The 576-nt window shown below is 79.2% G+C and carries 2 protein-coding genes; both read left to right on the plus strand.

Translation table 11 applies throughout. From position 1 onward, the window contains the following. The coding region (locus tag WCS02_RS21020) for an SAV_6107 family HEPN domain-containing protein (protein WP_340296246.1) at positions 1-271 on the plus strand (271 nt) is incomplete at its 5' end. 19 nt (positions 272-290) lie between these two features. Next, positions 291-576, plus strand: a 286-nt coding sequence (locus WCS02_RS21025) for a PHP domain-containing protein (RefSeq protein ID WP_340296247.1), incomplete at its 3' end; no start/stop codon positions are given.

Raw genomic sequence — 576 nt, forward strand, 5'->3', positions numbered from 1 at the left:
GGCCGTGCTCGCGGTCCGCGGCCGGCCCGGCCCGGCGCGGTCCCGGCCGCGCAGCGTCTGGCAGGTGCTGCCCCGGCTCGCCCCCGAGCTGACGGAGTGGGCGGTGTTCCTCGGCTCGCTGCCCCGGGTGGACGGGCCGACCGCGGACGACCGGTCGCGCGCCGCCGACGACCTGCTGCGCGACGCCGAGCTGTTCCTGCGCGCCGTCACCGGGGTGCTGTCCCTGCCGTGGCGCCCGGTCCTGCCCGACGTCGTGGCGGCGTCCCGCTGAGACGACCGAGGACCTGCTGATGAGCTTCACCCACCTGCACGTGGCCTCGGGCTACTCGCTGCGCCACGGGGCCTCCACGCCCGCGGCGCTCGTGTCCCGGGCCGCGGAGCTCGGCATGGACGCGCTCGCGCTCACCGACCGCGACGGCTGCTACGGCGCCGTCAAGTTCGCGACCGCGTGCGCCGCCGCCGGGATCGACCCGATCCTCGGCGTCGACCTCGCGGTCGAGCCGTCGGGCCTGCTCGGCGGGCTGCCCTCGTGGGCGGACCCGTCGGCGGGGGCGGGCCGCGGGACCGGCGCGCGGC

Source organism: Aquipuribacter hungaricus (assembly GCF_037860755.1).
GTDB lineage: Bacteria > Actinomycetota > Actinomycetes > Actinomycetales > JBBAYJ01 > Aquipuribacter > Aquipuribacter hungaricus.